Annotated in this window: 13 protein-coding genes and 1 pseudogene; 9 read left to right on the top strand and 5 right to left on the bottom strand. The window is 71.3% G+C overall.

Annotated elements, in window-relative coordinates:
- Nucleotides 1-6: 6 nt before the first annotated feature.
- From DN051_RS23715 to DN051_RS23705, 3 genes and pseudogenes are all read left to right on the top strand, one after another.
- On the top strand, nucleotides 7-1,290 hold the full coding sequence (locus tag DN051_RS23715) for a carbohydrate ABC transporter permease (RefSeq protein WP_053761641.1): 1,284 nt from the start codon (nucleotides 7-9) through the stop codon (nucleotides 1,288-1,290).
- Nucleotides 1,287-2,204 carry a carbohydrate ABC transporter permease gene (locus tag DN051_RS23710; RefSeq protein WP_053761640.1) on the top strand — a complete coding sequence of 306 codons (918 nt, stop codon included), beginning with the start codon at nucleotides 1,287-1,289 and terminating at the stop codon, nucleotides 2,202-2,204. Before DN051_RS23715 ends, DN051_RS23710 begins: the two co-directional genes overlap by 4 nt.
- 486 nt (nucleotides 2,205-2,690) lie before the next feature.
- Nucleotides 2,691-3,698: pseudogene (locus DN051_RS23705) on the top strand (glycosyltransferase family 2 protein); the annotation flags it as partial.
- Nucleotides 3,699-3,830: 132 nt separating this feature from the next.
- Here DN051_RS23705 and DN051_RS23700 read toward each other — a convergent pair.
- Entirely contained in the window at nucleotides 3,831-4,244 is a 414-nt protein-coding gene (locus tag DN051_RS23700; protein ID WP_053761638.1) for an organic hydroperoxide resistance protein, read from the bottom strand.
- Between the two features lie 128 nt (nucleotides 4,245-4,372).
- On the opposite strand from DN051_RS23700, the gene DN051_RS23695 reads away from it, so the two are divergent.
- Nucleotides 4,373-4,852 (top strand): MarR family winged helix-turn-helix transcriptional regulator, encoded by a 480-nt coding sequence (locus DN051_RS23695; protein ID WP_053761637.1) that lies wholly within the window; start codon nucleotides 4,373-4,375, stop codon nucleotides 4,850-4,852.
- A 185-nt stretch (nucleotides 4,853-5,037) separates the two neighbouring features.
- A complete protein-coding gene (galE, locus tag DN051_RS23690) occupies nucleotides 5,038-6,018 on the top strand; it encodes a UDP-glucose 4-epimerase GalE (RefSeq protein WP_112439456.1) in 981 nt (326 codons plus the stop codon).
- Between the two features lie 194 nt (nucleotides 6,019-6,212).
- On the opposite strand, the gene DN051_RS23685 is transcribed toward galE, so the two are convergent.
- Nucleotides 6,213-6,839, bottom strand: a complete 627-nt coding sequence (locus DN051_RS23685) for a TetR/AcrR family transcriptional regulator (protein WP_053761664.1) — start codon at nucleotides 6,837-6,839, stop codon at nucleotides 6,213-6,215.
- A gap of 187 nt (nucleotides 6,840-7,026) precedes the next feature.
- On the opposite strand from DN051_RS23685, the gene DN051_RS23680 reads away from it, so the two are divergent.
- Both DN051_RS23680 and DN051_RS23675 read left to right on the top strand, forming a co-directional pair.
- Nucleotides 7,027-7,959, top strand: a complete 933-nt coding sequence (locus DN051_RS23680; protein WP_053761635.1) for an ABC transporter permease — start codon at nucleotides 7,027-7,029, stop codon at nucleotides 7,957-7,959.
- Nucleotides 7,952-8,938, top strand: coding sequence for an ABC transporter ATP-binding protein (locus DN051_RS23675; protein WP_112439455.1), 987 nt, complete (start codon nucleotides 7,952-7,954; stop codon nucleotides 8,936-8,938). The genes DN051_RS23680 and DN051_RS23675 overlap by 8 nt, the downstream gene beginning before the upstream one ends.
- 123 nt (nucleotides 8,939-9,061) lie before the next feature.
- Here DN051_RS23675 and DN051_RS23670 read toward each other — a convergent pair whose 3' ends face one another.
- Nucleotides 9,062-13,990: an NAD-glutamate dehydrogenase gene (locus tag DN051_RS23670; RefSeq protein WP_053761633.1), complete on the bottom strand. Its 4,929-nt coding sequence runs from the start codon at nucleotides 13,988-13,990 to the stop codon at nucleotides 9,062-9,064.
- Between the two features lie 660 nt (nucleotides 13,991-14,650).
- On the opposite strand from DN051_RS23670, the gene DN051_RS23665 reads away from it, so the two are divergent.
- Nucleotides 14,651-15,217, top strand: coding sequence for a DJ-1/PfpI family protein (locus tag DN051_RS23665; RefSeq protein WP_053761632.1), 567 nt, complete (start codon nucleotides 14,651-14,653; stop codon nucleotides 15,215-15,217).
- Between the two features lie 414 nt (nucleotides 15,218-15,631).
- Here the strand turns inward: DN051_RS23665 and DN051_RS23660 are convergent, their stop codons facing one another.
- Nucleotides 15,632-16,297, bottom strand: a complete 666-nt coding sequence (locus DN051_RS23660) for an HAD family hydrolase (RefSeq protein WP_053761631.1) — start codon at nucleotides 16,295-16,297, stop codon at nucleotides 15,632-15,634.
- A gap of 90 nt (nucleotides 16,298-16,387) precedes the next feature.
- On the bottom strand, nucleotides 16,388-16,903 hold the full coding sequence (locus tag DN051_RS23655) for a DUF6912 family protein (RefSeq protein WP_112439454.1): 516 nt from the start codon (nucleotides 16,901-16,903) through the stop codon (nucleotides 16,388-16,390).
- Nucleotides 16,904-17,273: 370 nt separating this feature from the next.
- Between DN051_RS23655 and DN051_RS47820 the strand changes: the two genes are divergently transcribed.
- A complete protein-coding gene (locus tag DN051_RS47820) occupies nucleotides 17,274-18,104 on the top strand; it encodes an Rv3235 family protein (protein WP_112439453.1) in 831 nt (276 codons plus the stop codon).
- Nucleotides 18,105-18,280: the final 176 nt, after the last annotated feature.

The raw sequence follows: 18,280 nt of genomic DNA, 5'->3' as shown, positions 1-18,280 counted from the left end.
AAGAGCGTGACCGGCACCCGCCGGACCGTGGCGGCCCTGTTCCTGCTGCCCGCCCTGGTGCTGCTCGGCGCGCTCGTGGTCTACCCGATCGGGTACTCGGTCATCCGCAGCTTCTACGACCAGTCCGGTGACGGCTTCGCCGGATTCGACAACTACCAGGCGCTGTTCACCGACGACGGCATCCGCGCCGCGCTGAAGAACAACATCATCTGGGTGGTGTTCGCGCCGACGGTCGCGACCGCGCTCGGACTGATCTTCGCGGTACTGACCGAACGGGTGCGCTGGGGCACGGCGTTCAAACTGGTCGTCTTCATGCCGATGGCGATCTCCATGCTCGCGGCTGGCATCATCTTCCGGCTGGTGTACGACCAGGATCCGGACAAGGGCATCGCCAACGCGGTGTGGGTGGGGGTGCACGACACGTTCGCCGAGGCGTCGGCGTTCCCGAAGGCGCACCCCGGCCGCCAGTCGCCGCTGGAACCGGCCGGCGGCGGCGCCTTCGTCACCAAGGAGCCGGTCCGTCTGGGAGAGCCGGTCGCGCTCCCCCTGGTGGGTGTGGCCCCCGACGTGATGCCCGACAGCGCGGCGCGGGCCGGGACGGCGCAGGCCGACCCGGGCAAGGTCACCGGCACGACCTGGCAGGACTTCACGCGCGGCAAGGGCGTCGGCACCCTGGGCGCTCCGGACGCGTCCGAGCTGGGCTATCCCGGTATGCGGATCGAGGCGGTCAAGGACGGCCGGGTCGTCGCCTCGGCCACCGCCGCCGACGACGGGACCTTCACTCTCCCGGCCGCCGCGGACGGAGCCCTGCTGCGCCTGCCCGGGGACAACTTCAAGCAGCCGTACAACGGCCTGGACTGGCTGGGCCCGTCCCTGGTCACGCCCGCTGTGATCGGTTCGTACATCTGGATGTGGGCCGGCTTCGCGATGGTGCTGATCGCCGCCGGGCTGGCCGGGATGCCGCGCGAACTGCTGGAGGCCGCGCGGGTCGACGGCGCCAACGAGTGGCAGGTGTTCCGCAGGGTCACGGTCCCGCTGCTGGCGCCGGTCCTGGCCGTGGTCGCCGTGACCCTGATGATCAACGTCCTGAAGGTCTTCGACCTGGTCTTCATCATCGCCCCGGGCTCCTCCCAGGACGACGCGAACGTGCTCGCCCTGGAGCTGTACCGCAAGGGCTTCTCCGAGGACCAGCCGGGCGTCGCCAGCGCGATCGCGGTGTTCCTGCTGCTGCTGGTGATCCCGGTGATGTGGTTCAACATCCGCAGGCTCAGGCGGGAGGCGCGGCGATGACCACGGAGTCCGTCAAGACGACCACGGCACCGGCCGGGGCGGCCCCGGTGTCCGGCAGGGCGAAACAGTCCCTCGGCGCGCGCCTCGCCGAGCGGGTCAGCGGCGGGCTGGTGCGCGTGTTCCTGATCGTCGTCGGCCTGTTCTGGCTCGTGCCGACCATCGGGCTGCTGCTGTCCTCGCTGCGCACCCCGGCGGACATGAACGAGAGCGGCTGGTGGACGGTGTTCACCGAGCCCGCCCAGCTCACCTTCGAGAGCTACGACAAGCTGCTCCAGAACGGCGACATCACCGACTCCCTGGTGAACACGGCGCTGATCACGGTCCCGGCGACCGTACTGGTCGTGGTCATCGGCTCGCTCGCGGGCTACGCGTTCGCGTGGATGGAGTTCCCCGGCCGCGACTGGTGGTTCCTCGCCGTGGTCGGGCTGCTGGTGGTGCCCGTGCAGGTGGCGCTGATCCCGATCGCCGAACTCTTCGGCGCCGTCGGGCTGTTCGGCTCGATGCTCGGCGTGATCCTGTTCCACGTCGGATTCGGTCTGCCGTTCGCGGTGTTCCTGCTGCGGAACTTCTTCGCGGAGATCCCGCGGGAACTGCTGGAGGCCGCCCGGCTGGACGGCGCCGGCGAACTGCGGCTGTTCGCCCGGGTGGTGATGCCACTGGGCGGGCCCGCGATCGCCAGCCTGGGCATCTTCCAGTTCCTCTGGGTGTGGAACGACATGCTGGTCGCGCTGGTGTTCACCGACTCCGGCAGCCAGCCGATCACGGTGGCGCTCCAGACGCAGGTACGGCAGTTCGGCAACAACATCGACGTCCTGGCGCCCGGCGCGTTCATCTCCATGGTGATCCCGCTGGCCGTGTTCTTCGCCTTCCAGCGGCAGTTCGTCTCCGGCGTGATGGCGGGTGCGGTGAAGTAGCCGCCGAGGAATCGGCGTTGGGGCGGGCCGGCGGGCCCGCCCCTTCGCATGTGCCGGGCCGATCCCCCACATGCCGTACACACCGTAACCAAGTCACTCCATCGGGCGTTGCCGGGCAGAACGCCCGCGCGGACCAGCCGAGCCGGGAATGCCCTCTGACCAGGGCCTGAGTCCTCGCGCCGGACAGGCCGGGGTGTCCGGCGCCCTCCGCGCCCCCACCTCACGCATACCTCCTACCGGCCACCATTCCGCAACCTTCTGGTCATTTCACCGTCACCGAATGCCACCGGTCGCCGTTCACCCATCAGGAGCCCTCATGCCCCGCAGCTCGTCGCGGCCCACCCCGACGCGGCCGCCCACCTGGCGACCGCCCGGACGGCCCGGCCGTGGTCCGCACGGCCGGCGGCGGGCGGCCCGGCCACGGCTCCACGGCCCGAGGCGCGCGCCTCCCGCCGAGCAAAGGACGACGTAAGCGGAAAGAGCCAGATGCCCCGTTTCAGCATCATCGTCCCCTCGCACGGGGTGGAGGACACGCTGCCCCGGACCGTGGAATCGGTGCTCGCGCAGTCATTCGACGACTTCGAACTGATCACGGTGTGCGACGAGCCGGAGACCCCCGGCGCGGAGATCACCGAGGCGTACGCCGAGCGGGACGGGCGGGTGGCACCCGCGTACTCCCCGCCCCGCGCCGGTCTGAGCGCGGCACGCACCACGGGTCTGCGCGAGGCGACGGGCACCTATCTGCTGTTCCTCGACGGCGACGACACGCTCGTACCGGGCGCACTGGCCGCGCTGGACGCCCGGCTGCGGGAGACGGGCCCGGTGGACGTCCTGCACTTCGAGCACCAGCGGGTCCACTGGCGCGGCGCGCCCACCCGCACTCCCCCGCTCCCCGACTCCCCCTCGGGCGTCTTCGCGCCCGAAGCGGCGCCGCTGCTGACGTCGGTGGACCGCCCCGCCTGGAGCGCGGCGTACCGGCGCGGATTCCTCACCGCCCACCAACTCGTCTTCCCCTACGGGCACTTCACGGACCTCGGCTGGGGCGGCGTGGTCACCGTGATGACCGAGCGCGTCGCGGTGCTGCGTTCGGTGGTCGTACGGCATCTGCTGCGCCGGCAGGGCAGCCGGCTCGACCTGCCGGGCGAGCACCAGGCCGACCTCCTCGACCAGGTCGAAGTGGTCCTGCACCAGGCCGCGGAGCACCGGCTGTCGGACGAGCGGTGCCACGCCCTGTTCGACCAGCTGTTCGCCGTGGTCCTGCGGACGGCGGCCGATCCCGACCGCATGCCGGCGCCCGCCCGGCGGGACTTCTTCCGCCGGGCGGGCGCGCTCTACCGCTGCCATCTCCCGGCCGGCCACCGTGTGCCGGGCGGGAGCGTCGGCGTACAGCACCGGCTGCTGACCATCGGGGCGTACAGCGCGTTCCGCGCGATGCGCCACGCCCACCGCTGGGCGGTCCGGGCCGCCGGCGTCCGCCCGGCCGGCCCTCGCTCCGGCGGCGGCCCGGCCTGGCCGCGGGCCGGCTTCCGCGGGGTCGCCCGCTGACCGGAGCCGGGGGCGGGCCGGGGCGGTCGGGACGGGTCCGGGGCGGGCCGGTGGCGAGCGGTGTGCCGCCGGAGAGACCGGTTACTCGACGACGAGCTCGACCGGGATGTTGCCGCGGGTGGCGTTGGAGTACGGGCAGACCTGGTGGGCCGTCTCGACGAGCTTGCGGCCGGTCGCCTCGTCCACGTGCGCCGGCAGCTCGACGCGGAGGGTGACGGCGAGTCCGAAGCCCTCGCCCTGCCTGCCGATGCCGACCTCGGCGGTGACGGCGGCGTCGCTCACATCGATCTTGGCCTGCCGGCCGACCAGGCCGAGGGCGCCGGCGAAGCAGGCGGAGTAGCCGGCGGCGAACAGCTGCTCGGGGTTGGTGCCCTGACCCGTGCCGCCCATCTCCTCCGGAACGGCCATCTGGAGGTCGAGCTTGCCGTCGGAGGTGACGGAGCGGCCCTCGCGGCCGTGGGTCGAGGTGGCGACAGCGGTGTAGAGCGCTTCCATGGGGATCCATCCCTCTCACGTCGAATTCCGGGCGGTTCCGGTCCTGTTCGACCGGTCGACTCCAGAACTATTGCACACAACTCAGTTGCGCACAACTGAGTAGCGCGGATGCGAGCTACCCTGTGTGCATGACCACACCGCCCGCAGCAGACTGGCTCCGCCTCGACCAGCAGATCTGCTTCTCCCTGAACGCGGCGTCGCGCGCCTTCGGCGGGGTCTACCGCGTGATCCTCAAGGACCTCGGCCTGACCTACCCGCAGTACCTGGTGATGCTCCTGCTGTGGGAGCACGGCGACCTGCCGGTGAAGAAGCTGGGCGAGCACCTGCGGCTCGACTCCGGCACCCTCTCACCGCTCCTCAAACGGCTGGAGGCGAGCGGACTGGTGCGCCGGGAGCGCAGCACCGAGGACGAACGCTCGGTCGAGGTCCGGCTCACCGAGGACGGCGCCGCCCTGCGGGGGCGTGCGCTCAACGTGCCGCTCCGGATCGCCACGGCGACCGGTTTCGACATCGACGAGATCCGCGAGCTGCGCTCCCGCCTCGACCAGCTCACCTCGGCGCTCGACGCGGCGGCACTGACGGAGGCGCCGGACGCACCGCCGGCGTGAGCTCACTCGCCACGCTCCCCGCCGCCCCGGCATCCCCGACAGGCCCCTGATCGGCTTCCGCACCGCTTGTGACGTCACGTGACGGCAATCGTGCGAGCAGTGACATTCGGGCGGGCGCGTGGCCGTCACCTGCTTGACTGTGGGGCGGACACCACGAGGGCCAACTGACGAGGGGACGGCCGTACATGACCTGGCTGATCACCGGAGGCGCCGGTTACATCGGGGCGCACGTCGTACGGGCGATGACCGAGGCCGGCGAACGGGCGGTCGTGTACGACGACCTGTCGACCGGCATCGCCGGGCGCGTACCGGCCGGGGTGCCGCTCGTGGTCGGCTCGACGCTGGACGAGAAGCTGCTCGGCCGTGTGCTCGCCGAGCACTCCGTCACGGGGGTCGTCCACCTCGCGGCGAAGAAGCAGGTCGGCGAGTCGGTGGACCGGCCGCTGCACTACTACCGGGAGAACGTCGAGGGCCTGCGCGTCCTGCTGGAGGCGGTGACGGCGGCGGGCGTGGCCTCCTTCGTGTTCTCCTCCTCGGCGGCCGTGTACGGCATGCCGGACGTGGACCTCGTGACGGAACAGACCCCGTGCGTGCCGATGAGCCCGTACGGCGAGACCAAGCTGGCCGGTGAGTGGCTGGTCCGGGCCGCGGGCAGGGCCGCCGGCCTGTCCACGGCGTGCCTGCGCTACTTCAATGTGGCCGGCGCGGCAGCACCGGACCTCGCGGACACCGGCGTCTTCAACCTGATCCCGATGGTCTTCGAGCGGCTCACGGACGGGGTGCCCCCGCGTGTCTTCGGCGACGACTACCCGACCCCGGACGGGACCTGCATCCGGGACTACATCCACGTCGTCGACCTCGCCGAGGCCCATGTGGCCGTCGCCCGCGCGCTGCGGGCCACCCCCGGCCGCGACCTCACGCTCAACATCGGCCGCGGTGAAGGCGTCTCCGTACGGGAGATGATCGACCGCATCCACGCCGTCACCGGCCACCAGGATCCGCCGGTCGTCACCCCGCGCCGCCCGGGTGACCCGGCCCGCGTCGTGGCCTCCGCCGAGCGCGTCACCACCGAACTGGGCTGGAAGGCCAGGCACGACGTCCAGGACATGATCACCTCGGCCTGGCAGGGCTGGGTGCACCGGCATCCCGAGGCGGCACGGGGGTAGGCCGGTCCCCGCCCGGGCGATGTGCGGCGCGGGCGGCGGTACGGGGTTCAGGGGCGTGCGGGAGTCGAGCGGCACGCCACGCCGACGCGCGGTCCGGGCACTGGCCGAGGGGGGACTGGCCGGGGAGGACTGAAGGACTGACCGAGGGGGACTGACCGAGGCGGAGGCAGAGACGGGGGCGGAGGCGGGGGCCGTCAGAGCGCCGTGACCGCCGCCGCCGTCGCCCTCGCCAGGGACGCCAGGTAGCCCTTCGGCAGTTTCGGGCTGCGGATCACCACGGAACGCCAGTACAGCGGCCCCGAGATCATGTCGAGCGCCAGTTCCTCGTCGACGCCGCCACGGACCTCGCCGCGCTCCTGCGCCGCCGCCACGATCTTGCTGGCGACCCCCGCCTGCCCCTCCCGCAGCGCCTTCTGGAGCGCCTCGGCGATCTCCGGGTTGCGGGCCGCCTCCGCCTGGAGGTCGGGGATGATCTGCGAGGCCACCGGGTGCCGCAGCGCCCGGGACGTCACCTCGTACAGCAGGCGCAGATCGCCCTCCAGCGAACCCGTGTCCGGCACGGGCAGTCCTTGCACCGCGATCGCGGAGACGACGTCCAGCACCAGATGCAGCTTGGAACGCCACCGCCGGTACACCGCGGTCTTCCCCACACCGGCGCGACGGGCGATCCCCTCGATCGACATCCGCGCGTAGCCGACGGCGGCGAGTTCCTCGAAGACGGCCGCGCGGATCGCCTCCGTCACGTCCTCGCGGAGGACGGCGGCCCCTGCGGGGGCCCGGCGGCGCGGTCGCGGCTTGGGCTCCTCGGCGTTCGTCGTCATGCTCGACAGCATAGGGCGTGACGACGAAACGGTTGCGTTCTGACGCATGCTCGTCATACGCTCCCGTTGCGACGATACGGTCCCGTCCCGACGTAAGAAAACGCGGAGAGACACGCAGGCGAACGCCGGGCGACACACACCACGACCGCACGCACGCATCCCCGACCCCCGACCGAAAGCAGCGGATGTGAGCCAGGTCCTCGACACACCGCCTCCGACGACGGCCCCCACGGCGGCGGTCCCGGCCGACGACGACCGGGTGGCGCTCGCCGCCCGGCACGGTCTCGCGGTGAGCGGAGCACGCCCCACCCTGCCGCAGTACGTCCGTGAGCTGTGGGCCCGCCGCCACTTCATCGCGGCGTTCTCCACGGCCAAGCTCACCGCCCAGTACAGCCAGGCGAAGCTGGGTCAGGTCTGGCAGGTGATGACCCCGCTGCTGAACGCGGCCGTCTACTACCTGATCTTCGGTGTACTGCTCCAGACCAAGAAGGGCGTGCCGGACTACGTCCCGTTCCTGGTCACGGGCGTGTTCATCTGGACCTTCACCCAGAGTTCGATCCTGGCCGGCACCCGCGCCATCTCCGGCAACCTCGGCCTGGTGCGGGCCCTGCACTTCCCGCGGGCCTCGCTGCCGATCTCCTTCTGTCTCCAGCAGCTCCAGCAGCTGATGTTCTCGATGGCGGCCCTGGCCGTCATCCTGCTCGTCTTCGGCGTACCGGTCGCCGCGTCCTGGCTGCTGGCGATCCCGGCCCTGGTGCTCCAGTTCACCTTCAACGCGGGCGTCTCGATGATCATGGCCCGAGTCGGGGCGAAGACACCGGACATCGCGCAGCTGATGCCGTTCGTCCTGCGCACCTGGATGTACGTGTCCGGCGTGATGTGGAGCATCGACCACCTGCTCAGCCGGCACGACGGGCTGCCGTCCTGGGTCGGGCCGGTGCTCCAGCTCAACCCGGCCGCCATCTACATCGACCTGATGCGCTTCGCGCTGATCGACAGCTTCCAGGCCGGCCAACTGCCGCCGCACGTCTGGCTGATCGCGACGGGCTGGGCCCTGCTCGCCGGCGTCGGAGGCTTCATCTACTTCTGGAAGGCTGAGGAGACGTACGGCCGTGGCTGACAACACCCGACCCGCCAACGAGCAGATCCCCACCGTCGTCGCCGACCACGTCGACATCGTCTACCGCGTCAACGGCACCGGCGGCGGCCGCGGCTCCGCCACCGCCGCGCTCAACCGCATCATGCGCCGCAAGCAGTCCGAGAAGGCCTCCGGCGTCCGCACGGTGCACGCCGTACGGGACGTCTCCTTCGTCGCGTACCGCGGTGAGGCGATCGGCCTGATCGGCACCAACGGGTCCGGCAAGTCGACCCTGCTCAAGGCCGTCGCCGGCCTGCTGCCGGTGGAGAACGGCCGTATCTACACCGACGGCCAGCCCTCCCTCCTCGGCGTCAACGCGGCCCTGATGAACGACCTGACCGGCGAGCGCAACGTCCACCTCGGCGGCCTGGCCATGGGGATGTCCCGCGAGCAGGTCAGGGAGCGCTACCAGGAGATCGTCGACTTCTCCGGCATCAACGAGAAGGGCGACTTCATCACCCTCCCGATGCGCACGTACTCCTCCGGTATGGCCGCCCGGCTGCGCTTCTCCATCGCCGCCGCCAAGGACCACGACGTCCTCCTCATCGACGAGGCCCTCGCCACCGGCGACCGCTCCTTCCAGAAGCGCTCCGAGGCCCGCATCCGGGAACTGCGCAAGCAGGCCGGCACGGTCTTCCTGGTCAGCCACAGCAACAAGTCCATCCGCGACACCTGTGACCGCGTGCTGTGGCTGGAGCGTGGCGAACTCCGCATGGACGGCCCCACGGACGACGTCATGAAGGCGTACGAGACGTTCACCGGGGACCGCGCCGTCAAGCCGAAGCCCAAGGCCAAGCCCAAGCCGAAGCCGAAGGCCACGACGGAGCCGGCAACCGACCCGAAGCCCACCACCGAGGCGGCGGCCGACGCGAAGCCCACCACTGAGGCGGCGGAGCCGAAACCTCAGGCGGCGGAACCCGGGCCCCAGGCGGCGGAGCCGAAGGTGGCGCAGCCTTCCTGACGGCGGTACGGCGGACGGCGGCGACAGGAACCGTCCGCCGTCCGCCGACCGCCGGCTGACGAACGACGGGGCGCCCCGGGCCTGATCGGCTCGGGGCGCCCCGCTGTCGTACGGGCTGACCGCCTACGAGTGCGACCGCAGCAGCGTCCGCATCGTCCGCATCGCCACCGACAGGTTCGCCAGATCGAAGGCCTCCGAGCCCTGGATCTCCTCCAGCGTGGCGCGCGCCCGGCTGAGGATCGGCGCGTTCTTCTCCTCCCAGCCCTTGAAGCGCTGCTCGGGCGTCGAGGAGCCGTTGCCCACCGCCAGGACCTCGGCCGTGACGGCCGCGTGGGCGGCGTACAGGTCCTCGCGGATCGCGGCGCGGGCCATGGACTGCCAGCGGTCGGCGCGGGGCAGCTCGATGATGCGGTCCATGAGCTGGGTGATCCTCAGGCGGTCGGCGAGGTCGTAGTACACCTCCGCGACCTCCAGCGGCTCCTTGCCCATGCGGTCGGCCACCGAGACGATGTCCAGCGCCGGGAAGGCGGAGGAGAAACCGGCCACGCGGGTGGCGAGCTCGTCCGTCACGCCGGCCCCGGTCAGCTCGTCGTGGATCTTCTGCCACCACTCCAGATCCGCGCCGCGCATCAGCTTGGGCAGCTGCGCCCACACCTGCTCGACCCGCTCGGCGAAGAACTCCACCGTCTCGGCGAGCTGGAGCGGCTGCGGCCGGTTGTTGAGCAGCCAGCGGGTGCCGCGCTCCACCAGTCGGCGCGAGTGCAGCCGGATACGGGTCTGAAGGGTGGCCTCCACCTCGTTGTCCAGCGTCTCGACGCCGTCCCAGACCTGGGCCGAGCGGAAGATCGCGCGGGCCGCGGTCTGCGCGCGCACGATCTCCTCCAGGGAGGCTCCCGTCTCCTCGCGCAGACGGTGCAGGTAGGTCGTACCGCCCGTGTTGACCGTGTCGTTGACCAGCACGGTCGTGGTGATCTCACGGCGCAGCGGGTGGTTGTCGACATGCTCGGCGAACTGCTCGCGCAGCGCCGACGGGAAGTACGCGTACAGCAGACCGCGCAGGTACGGGTCGTCGGGCAGCGAGGTGTGGAGCAGTTCCTCGGCCACGGTGATCTTCGTGTAGGCCAGCAGGACGGCCGTCTCCGGGCCGGTCAGACCCTGCGCCTGGCCCAGCCGCTCGCGGATCTGGCGGTCGGTCGGCAGGAACTCCAGGGCCCGGTCGAGGTGACCCTCGCGCACGAGGTGGCGCAGGTACCGCTGCTGGGCGTGGAGCATGTCCTTGGACTGGGCCAGGGCGTTGGCGATGGCCACGTTCTGCGCGTAGTTGTTGCGCAGGACGAGACGGCCGACCTCGTCGGTCATCTCGGCGAGCAGCCGGTTGCGCTGCTTGACGGTCATGTCGCCGTCCGTGACCAGGCTGTTGAGCAGGATCTTGATGTTCACCTCGTGGTCGGAGGTGTCCACGCCCGCGCTGTTGTCGATGGCGTCGTTGTTGATCCGGCCGCCGTGCCGCGCGAACTCGATCCGGCCGAGCTGGGTCAGGCCCAGGTTGCCGCCCTCGCCGACGACCTTGACCCGCAGGTCCTGGCCGTCGACGCGGATGGCGTCGTTCGCCTTGTCACCGACGTCGGCGTTGGACTCGGTGGACGCCTTCACGTACGTGCCGATGCCGCCGTTCCACAGCAGGTCCACCGGCGCCTTGAGGATCACCTGCATCAGATCGGCCGGGGTCAGCTTGGCGACGCCGGAGTCGATGCCGAGGGCCGCGCGGATGTGCGAGTTGACCGGGATGGCCTTGGCCGTGCGGGGAAAGACGCCGCCGCCCGCGGACAGCAGGTCGGTGTTGTAGTCGGCCCAGGACGAGCGCGGCAGTTCGAACAGCCGGCGGCGCTCCGCGTAGGAGGTGGCGGCGTCCGGGTTCGGGTCGATGAAGATGTGCCGGTGGTCGAAGGCGGCGACCAGGCGGATGTGCTCGCTGAGCAGCATGCCGTTGCCGAACACGTCACCGGACATGTCGCCGATGCCGACCACCGTGAAGTCCTCGACCTGGGTGTCCACGCCCAGCTCCCGGAAGTGCCGCTTGACGGACTCCCAGGCACCGCGGGCGGTGATGCCCATGGCCTTGTGGTCGTAGCCCGCGGAGCCGCCGGAGGCGAAGGCGTCGCCGAGCCAGAAGTTGTACTTCTGGGCGACCTCGTTGGCGATGTCGGAGAAGGTGGCGGTGCCCTTGTCGGCCGCGACCACCAGGTAGGTGTCGTCCTCGTCGTGCCGTACGACGTCGGCGGGCGGGACGACCTCGCCGGCCACCATGTTGTCGGTGATGTCGAGCAGCGCCGAGATGAAGGTCTGGTAGCTGGCGATGCCCTCCGCCAGCCAGGCGTCCCGGTCCACGCTCGGGTCCGGCAGCTGCTTGGCGACGAAGCCGCCCTTCGCGCCGACCGGCACGATGACGGTGTTCTTCACCATCTGCGCCTTGACCAGGCCGAGGATCTCGGTGCGGAAGTCCTCCCGGCGGTCCGACCAGCGCAGACCACCGCGCGCGACCTTGCCGAACCTGAGGTGGACACCCTCGACGCGCGGCGAGTACACCCAGATCTCGAACGCCGGGCGCGGCGCCGGGAGGTCCGGGATGACCTGCGGGTCGAACTTCATGGAGACGTACTCGTGCGGCTGCCCGGCCCGCGCGTCCTGGAAGAAGTTCGTCCGCAGGGTCGCCTTGATGACGGTGAGGAAGGACCGCAGGATCCGGTCCTCGTCGAGCGAGGCCACCTGGTCGAGGGCGGCGTCCAGCTCCTCCAGCAGGGCGTCGACGATCTCCAGCCCGGCGGACTGCCGGTCCGGCGACATCCGCGCCTCGAACAGGGAGACGAGCAGGCGCGTGGTGTGGACGTTGTTTCGGAGGGTGTCCTCCATGTAGTCCTGGCTGAACGTCGAGCCCGCCTGCCGCAGGTACTTGGCGTACGCGCGCAGCACCATCGCCTGCCGCCAGGTCAGACCGGCGCTCAGCACGAGGGCGTTGAAGCCGTCGTTCTCCGCCTTGCCGGTCCAGCTGGCCGCGAAGGCCTCCTGGAACCGCTCACGGGCGTCGTCGCCGAGGTAGTCCACGCTGTTGTTCTGCGCCTTCGGCATGCGCAGGCCGAAGTCGTAGATCCAGGAGACGCTGCGATCGGAGCAGCGCAGCTCGTACGGCCGCTCGTCCATCACCTCGACGCCGAGCCGGTTGAGGACCGGCAGCACCGCGGACAGGGAGACCGCGTCACCCCGGCGGTAGATCTTGAACCGGCGCTCGTCGGGGGCCGCGCCGACCGGCTCGTACAGGCTGAGCGCGAAGTTCTTGTCCTCGGTGAGCCGCTCGATCTGGGCGAGGTCGGCGACGGCCGCGCGCGGGCTGTGGTCGGCCTTGTAGCCCTCCTGGAAGGCGTTGTAGCGGCGCAGCAGCTCTGCGGCGCGCTCCTCGCCGAACTCGGCGTTGAGCGCCTCCGCGAAGCCGTCCGCCCAGGAGCGGGCGGCCTCGACGAGACGGGCCTCGATGCGCTCCTTGTCGGCGTCGGACAGCTGCGGCAGCTCGGTGCCCTGCGGGACGCGGACCACGAAGTGCAGCCGGGACAGGATCGACTCGGTGTTCCAGGCGGTGAAGTCGACGCTGGTCCCGTCGAGCTCCTCCTTCAGGATGTCGATGATCCTGAGCCGGACGCCGGTGGTGTACCGGTCGCGGGGCAGGTAGACGAGGGCCGAGTAGTAGCGGCCGTACTCGTCCTGGCGCAGGTAGAGCCGCAGACGGCGGCGCTCCTGGAGGTACAGCACCGAGGTGACGATGGACTGGAGCTCGTCCACCGGGGTCTGGAACAGCTCGTCGCGCGGGTACGTCTCCAGGATCTGGAGCAGATCGCGGCCGTCGTGGCTGTTGGGCGAGAACCCGGCGCGCTTGAGCACCTCGTCGACCTTGCGCCGGATGACCGGGACCCGGCGCACGGACTCGGTGTAGGCGGCGGAGGAGAACAGGCCGAGGAAGCGGCGCTCACCGACGACATTGCCCTGCTCGTCGAACCGCTTGACGCCGATGTAGTCCAGGTAGGACGGCCGGTGCACGGTGGCCCGGCTGTTCGCCTTGGTCAGCACCAGGAGCTTGTGCTCACGGGCCTTGGCGCGCGCGTCGGCCGGGAGCCGCTCGAAGGACGGGCTGACCGGGTGGGCCTCGCCGTTCTCGTGGTGCGGGTCGGAGCGCAGGATACCGAGACCGGTTCCGGCCACGGCGGCCAGGGAGTCGTCGTCGCGCAGCTCGTACTCGCGGTAGCCGAGGAAGGTGAAGTGATCGGCGGACAGCCAGCGCAGCAGCTCGCGGGCCTCCTCGATCTCCTGCTCGGGCAGATCGGCGGCGATGGGCTCGCCGGGCAGCTCCTCGGCGATCCGCAGCGAGGCGTCCCGCATCTTGCTCCAGTCCTCGACGGCCTCGCGGACGTCGGACAGGACGCGCAGCAGATCGGCGGTGATCTGCTTCAGGTCGGAGCGGTCGGTCTCGCGGTCGGTCTCGACGTGGATCCACGACTCGATGTGCGTGTCGTGCGGAAGGTCACCGGCGGGCGGGGCGGTGAGCACCTCGATGAGCTTGCCGGTGACATCGCGGCGGACCACGATCTGCGGGTGGATGACGACGTGGATGCCGCGTCCCTGGCGGGTCAGCTCGTTGGTGACCGAGTCGACCAGGAACGGCATGTCGTCGGTGACGACCTCGACGACGGAGTGGCTGCACGTCCAGCCGTTCTCCTCGACGGTCGGGGTGTGCACGCGCACGTTTGCCGTGCCCTGCGGGCGGTTCTCGGCCAGTCGGTAGTGGGAGTGGGCGGCTCCGAAGATGTCGACCGGGTCGCGGTCTCCGAGGTCCTCCGGGGCGGTGTGCAGGTAGTAGCGCTGGAGGAACGCGAGCACGGCTGCCCGGTCGGGGGTGCCGTGTTCCGTCGTCCCAGTCGGTAGGTGCCCCCCGACCGGGCTGTTCTCAGCTACCCGGGCGGCCCGTTCGAGCAGCTCGGCCTTGGCTTCGTCCAGCTTGGTCTGCATTGTCCTCTGGCTCCTGTCGCGCGCCGTTGCGTGACGTAGAAGGAAGTACGGTCTCTGCCTTTGTGACGTGACGCCGCGACGCGGGGTGTCCGGTCCGTTCCGACGCTATGCCGCAAGGCGAGATGAGCGGGGGGATATCAGCCATTTCCAACACGCCCGACGGATGTGACGCTGCTCTCCACGGCGTCCGATCCAGGGGGGTGCGCGGCGCCGTGAGGCTTGTGGAAGCCCCGACCCGCCCGCGAGGACCAGCGACCGCCGCCCGGACACGGATGTCGTCCGTGGTCTCCGGGCGCAGGGCAGGGGCACCATGGCCCCCGCGAACTATCGCGCTGATCACGCCACAAGGCTATCGCTCCTTACCTGGGGTACGTCATGAGCCGTATGTGTACAAAACAGGGGGTGGAACTTTGACAGTCTGCACAGGAAGGGGTACCCGTCTGCGCACAGGGACGGCCACCGTCATATGCCCCGCCCCGGGCAGCCGTCCGCCGGGGGGCGGCGACGGCCACGGGCGACCGGGGCCGGAGCGTGCCCCGGCTACGGCAGCGGTCCGCCCGGAAACCGGCGCGTCCTCTTGGCAACCCCCCGCCCCCGAGGCACGTTGCCCCTGAACGCCCGACGCAGCCGGAAAGCCATCTCGAAGGGGAGCCCCCCGCCATGACCGCGAAGATCCTCATCCTCACCGGCGACGCAGCAGAGTCCCTCGAAGTCCTCTACCCCTACCAACGCCTCCGCGAAGAGGGCTACGAGGTCCACATCGCGGCCCCGACCCGCAAGAAGCTGCAATTCGTCGTCCACGACTTCGAACCCGGCTTCGACACCTACACCGAGAAACCCGGCTACACCTGGCCCGCCGACCTGGCCTTCTCCGAGGTCGACCCCGGTCAGTACGCGGCGGTCGTCGTCCCCGGCGGTCGCGCCCCGGAGTATCTGCGCAACGACCCGGAACTCCGCAAGATCCTCAAGTCCTTCTTCGACTCCGACAAACCGGTCGCCCAGATCTGCCACGGCCCCCTGCTCACCGCGGCCGTCGACAGCCTGCGCGGCCGCCGCGTCACCTCCTATCCCGCGCTGGAACTGGACATGCAGGCCGCCGGCGCCACGTTCCAGGACTCGGAAGCCGTGGTCGACGGCACGCTGGTGTCCTCACGCGCCTGGCCCGACCACCCCGCGTGGATGCGTGAGTTCCTCACGGTGCTGCGCGCCAAGGCCCCGGTGACCTGAGCAGCGGCACCGGCACCGGCACCCGCAGACCGGCGGGGCGGCGTCAGCAGGGCGGGGCAGGACGGCGCCGACGGGCGCCGGGCCTGCCCACCCCGCCGGGCGGACTTCGCCGCCCCGTGTCCGACCGGACCTCGCCGCCGCCTATCCGACCTCGGAGGGCCGTCCCCCCGGTCCCTCCGGTCGCCCCTCTCCTCGCCTCCGAGGCGGCGCTCCAGGGCCCTGAGGCGGTGGGGCGGTGAGCTTGTCGACCTGTGGGGCGGTGAGCTTGTCGACCCGTGGGGCGGTGACTCCCGGGCCCTTCAGGCGGCGAGCGCGTCGACGCTCAGGCAGCGAGCCCCTCGACCCTCAGGCGGCCATCTCCTCGACCCTCAGCCGGCCATCTCCTCGACCCTCAGGCGGCCATCTCCTCGACCCTCAGGCGGCCATCTCCTCGGCGAGAGCGACCGCCTCCACCAGTGAGTCCACCACCGGCACGCCCGCCTGCTCCAGGCTGGCGCGGCCGTGCGACCCTCCGGTGTAGAGCACGGCCCGCGCCCCGACGTGCAGCGCGGCCACCGCGTCGTCCGCGGCGTCGCCGATCACCACCGTGCGGCCAGGGTCCACCCCGGCGAGCGCTCCGAGATGCCGCACCATGTGCTCGGCCTTGCTGCCGCCGGACGGTCCGGTCCGCCCGTCGACCCGCACGAAGTGGGTCTCGATCCCGAAGCCTCTGACCAGCGGGACGAGTTCCTCGTGGACGTACATGCTGAGAATCGACTGGCTGCGGCCCGCCGACTGCCAGTCCAGCAGGAGGTCGGCCGCCCCCTCGGTCAGCCCGCAGCGGACCCGGTGCTCGGCGTAGTAGCGGTGGAAGATCGCGTCCATGACCTCCCACTCGGCCTCGGTGGGCAGCCGCCCCATCAGCCGCTCGTAGAACTTCGGCACCGGTACGCAGTACAGCTCCCGATAGCGCTCCAGCGTTATCGGCTCCAGACCCAGCTCGGCGAACGCGGCGTTCGTCGCCCCGATGATCGCGTCGTTGTCGTGGAACAGCGTGCCGTTCCAGTCCCAGACGATGTGCGCAGCTCCCGGCTTCCCCATGCCAAAAACGTTACCCGGCAGCACTGACAATCAAGAGACCGCCAGGTCGTGGGGCATGAAGGCGCCGCGCGGGCGTGCGCCGGGCGGTCGTCAGTCCCGCGATCCCACCAGGTTGGGGATCTCCTGGGTCGCGTACCACAGCAGTTCGTGGTCCTCGGCCCCGTCCACGACGAACTGCGCGTCGTCGTCCCCTTCGTCCGCCGCCCCGACCGCCCCCGCCGCAGCGGCGACGTCCGTCTCGGCGTCGTCCGAGTCGACGTGCACCGCGGCGGCCTTCGCCAGTCGTACGGCGCCGGCGAGGCGCACCTCGCCGGGCGCGGCCGGATCCAGCCCGCGCCCGGGGTCGGCCGCGGCCTGACCGTCGGCGACGTCGACGGCGACCACGACACGCCGACGGGGCGCCGAGGCGTCCGCGGCGAGCAGCCGCAGCGACGCCAGCGCGGCCCGGCTCAGCGCCGCGTACTCCAGTTCCTCGATGTCGTCGGAGAGGTACCACTCGCGCAACGCGGGCGTGACGGCGTAGGCGACCAGCGACCCGGCGCCCACTTCGCCCGTCTTGTACGCCTCGGCGAGACCGGGGAGGGTCAGGGGGACGTAGACGCGCATGGTTGGCCGCTTTCGTGGTCGGAGGGCTTCACAGGGCCCGTTCCGGGTCGCGGGGCTCCCGCAGGGCCCCGTTCGTTCGGAGGGCTCCGCACCGCCCCGTTGAGGGCCTTCAGGATACGTGCGGGGTCCCCTTTCGAGTCCTCGCCGGCATCCGGCGGACCGTCCACCCGGCGCCACGAAGTCACCCGGCACACCACCGACGCCACGGGCCGCGACACCCTGCCTCTCACCCGGATAGGTGAATTTATCGGCCGCTCAAAGCCCGGCCCCACCTGTTTGCCCGGCGACGAGCGGGCCCCGTACAAGATCCCCATCAGAAAGTTACCGACTGGTACGAACGGCGGCCCGAGCCCGCAGAACGGGGATCCCCATGAACAAGGTCATGACCAGGACGGCACGACGTCACCCCGGCACCCGCCCTCCGGCCCGCCGCGACACGCGCCACCCCGGCGGGGGCCCACCCGCCGCACCGGGCACCGGCCCGTCCCGTACGCCCTCCACCGCCACGCGGCCCCTCACCTCGCCGTCCACGACACCGACGTCCACCACGACCTCGTCCCGGCAGCCGTATCCCACATCGGCCGGGCCGGGTGCGCCGGTGGGTGTGGCAGGTACACCGACGGGAGCGCCGACGGGGGCACTCGATGCGGCAGGCGCGGTGGGTTCCGCGGGTTCGGTCGGTTCCGTCCGTTCGGCGGGGGCGGTGGGTTCGGCGCGCGCAACGGGCTCGGCGGGCGCGGCAGGCGCGGCAGGCGCGGCAGGCGCGGCAGGCGCGGCGGGTACGGCGGGTGCGGCGGGTACGGCGAGGCCGGTCGTGGGGGTGCCGCGCCATGGTGAGGCCCGCCCGAGGCCGGTCGTCCCGCAGCCTCGCCCGACCGACCTCTTCGCCGACCGCCTGCTGCTCGTGCTGAGCGGACAGCGGCCCGTCCATGCCATGCTCCGGCACACCGCGGGACCCGCCTACGACGAGCTGGCCCGCCTCGCCGAACGGGGCCCGCTGCGCACCCGTGGCACCCGCCCCGTCGTCCGCGACGTCGGCTACTACGTCCCCCGCCCCGGCGCCATCGAGGCCTTCGCCCGCATCGGCGCCGGCGACCGGCTGCGCGCCATGGCCTTCCGCCTGGAACTGGGCTCGGACCACCGCTGGCGCTGCACGGCCGTGGAACTGGGCGGCCCCGGCGACCGGTCCACCGGCGGCTAGTGCCGTAGCAGGCAACGTTCGCCCCGGCGCGACGCCCGGCACGCACTCTCGCCGCACCGGACGCCGCTCCTTGACGGGCAAACGTTGCCTGCCATGGCACTGGCGCGAGGCTCGCCCGGCGGTTCACGGCAGGCGTCCTGGACGGGCCCATCGTCCCGCCCATGCCGAAGGGCCGG

This window comes from Streptomyces cadmiisoli (assembly GCF_003261055.1).
Lineage (GTDB): Bacteria > Actinomycetota > Actinomycetes > Streptomycetales > Streptomycetaceae > Streptomyces > Streptomyces cadmiisoli.
The sequence above is the reverse complement of the archived record's forward strand: the minus strand, read 5'-3'. Positions and strand labels throughout refer to the sequence as shown.

Excerpts from the sequence above, each read along its gene's own strand:
- DN051_RS23710 (WP_053761640.1), top strand. The coding sequence starts at position 1,287 with ATGACCACGGAGTCCGTCAAGACGACCACGGCACCGGCCGGGGCGGCC.
- DN051_RS23700 (WP_053761638.1), bottom strand. The coding sequence starts at position 4,244 with ATGGAAGCGCTCTACACCGCTGTCGCCACCTCGACCCACGGCCGCGAG.
- DN051_RS23695 (WP_053761637.1), top strand. The coding sequence starts at position 4,373 with ATGACCACACCGCCCGCAGCAGACTGGCTCCGCCTCGACCAGCAGATC.
- galE (WP_112439456.1), top strand. The coding sequence starts at position 5,038 with ATGACCTGGCTGATCACCGGAGGCGCCGGTTACATCGGGGCGCACGTC.
- DN051_RS23685 (WP_053761664.1), bottom strand. The coding sequence starts at position 6,839 with ATGACGACGAACGCCGAGGAGCCCAAGCCGCGACCGCGCCGCCGGGCC.
- DN051_RS23670 (WP_053761633.1), bottom strand. The coding sequence starts at position 13,990 with ATGCAGACCAAGCTGGACGAAGCCAAGGCCGAGCTGCTCGAACGGGCC.
- DN051_RS23665 (WP_053761632.1), top strand. The coding sequence starts at position 14,651 with ATGACCGCGAAGATCCTCATCCTCACCGGCGACGCAGCAGAGTCCCTC.
- DN051_RS23660 (WP_053761631.1), bottom strand. The coding sequence starts at position 16,297 with ATGGGGAAGCCGGGAGCTGCGCACATCGTCTGGGACTGGAACGGCACG.
- DN051_RS23655 (WP_112439454.1), bottom strand. The coding sequence starts at position 16,903 with ATGCGCGTCTACGTCCCCCTGACCCTCCCCGGTCTCGCCGAGGCGTAC.
- DN051_RS47820 (WP_112439453.1), top strand. The coding sequence starts at position 17,274 with ATGAACAAGGTCATGACCAGGACGGCACGACGTCACCCCGGCACCCGC.